The organism is Paenibacillus monticola, from assembly GCF_009664975.1.
Classification (GTDB): domain Bacteria; phylum Bacillota; class Bacilli; order Paenibacillales; family Paenibacillaceae; genus Paenibacillus_AQ; species Paenibacillus_AQ monticola.
Map to the genome: position 1 here is coordinate 1 of NZ_WJXB01000029.1, position 1620 is coordinate 1620.

The 1620-nt window shown below is 50.2% G+C and carries 1 protein-coding gene; it reads right to left on the reverse strand.

Annotation, left to right across the window (positions count from 1 at the left end; genetic code table 11):
• Positions 1–366: 366 nt before the first annotated feature.
• Positions 367–1368: an IS110 family RNA-guided transposase gene (locus GJB61_RS30975; RefSeq protein WP_229522543.1), complete on the reverse strand. Its 1002-nt coding sequence runs from the start codon at positions 1366–1368 to the stop codon at positions 367–369.
• Between the last annotated feature and the right edge of the window lie 252 nt (positions 1369–1620).

Sequence of the window (1620 nt, forward strand, 5' to 3'; positions counted from 1 at the left end):
TTTGATGGGAAAATAACGCGGACAGCCAAAGTCACTCCAACGTCCTTCTAGTCCAAACGTACTTCCATATCGCGAGGTGACGCAAAAAAAGGCAATAGGATGCCCGGGAAGCTGAAGATAGACTTTTTAAAAGGGACTATATGGAGGGTTCCGGCTTCTGGACGGTGTACCCCAGCTTTTGCAATTGGCGGATTAAACGGTTTTCGGAAGAGATCGTATTCCGTTGGAGTAAAAAATCAGCCCCAAGTTCTCGATAAGGTTCATTCGTTCTCAAAATATGGTAGGCGATGACGAGTAGTTTATGAGCGAGAGCGACGATGGCTTTGGGTTTACCACGCCTGCGGGCAAGAGCCCAGAACTTTGCGCCTAAATAGGTTCGAGTTTTACTAGCGGCCCAAGCGGCTTCAACGAGGGCAGAGCGGAGTGCGGCGTTACCTTTTGTGGTGGAAGTACTTTTTTTTTACCAGCACTTTCGTTGCTGCCCGGACTGAGTCTGGCCCACGAGGTGAGATGGGCAGCGGATGGGAAGACAGACATATCGGTTCCGAGCTCCGCCAGCAAAATTTTGGCGGTGTGAGGGCCAAGGCCAGGAACGGTTTGCAGGTGCTGAAGATGCTGGCAATGAGGAGCAAAAACGATGTTCATCTCTGCCTCCAGTTCAGCAATGGAGGACTCCAAAAACACCAGGTGTTTCATGGAATGGGAAATCATCTGGCGATGGTGCTTGGTGACCCGACCGTTCAGAGCGGAGGTTAACTCCGGGAGTTTGGCGCGCAGCTTGCCTTTAGCAAGATCGGCAATGATTTCAGGTTCAAGGACTTCACCGTCGATGATGGCTTGAAGCATGAGACGACCGGAAACTCCAAAGAGGTCGGAGACAAAACTGGAGAGCTTAATATTGGCATCTTCAAGAAGCTTGTGGATGCGATTGCGTTCGGAAGACTCATTGCCTTTGAGTTTCTTGCGATAACGGGTCAAATCGCGGAGGTTGCGAATCTCTTGAGGCGGTACAAAGCTACTGCGAATGAGGTCACAGCGATGAAGCTGTGCCAGCCATTCGGCATCCTTGACGTCAGTCTTGCGCCCCTTAATATTCTTGACATGAGCAGCATTAGCAACGGTTAAGGAACAGGAATCTTGGAGGATATTGAACACGGGCTTCCAAAAGACACCGGTACTTTCCATTGCGACGTCAGAGCAGCCTTCTTGCTCCAGCCAGTCGGCGAGGGAGAGAAGACCCGAGAGTACGGTAGGGAATTCACGAATCTGTTTGGTGGGTTTATGGTCTAGCGGACCTTTGAGAAGACAGGCAACAATCGTGGCTTGGTGAACATCCAGGCCAGCACAGCATTGACGAATAGCGTCCAAAGAAATCGATCCTTTCTGGCAGGGCTACGGGCCGTCCGATCTAGTGGAATTTGATGGAGGTGCTCGGGGCAACAATACATTGTTCTCGAAGACGGCCGTATTTCAATTTAGGAGTCGCGGTCATACGCACAATAAGTTTACCGACTTTACCTGTCCTGCTTAGTATCTGGTATACACAGGATAGAGGTCGCTTAAACCTCAGGCCCATTTTCATTACACATTGTGCCCGTCAGGGCATTAAAATTTAGGAGG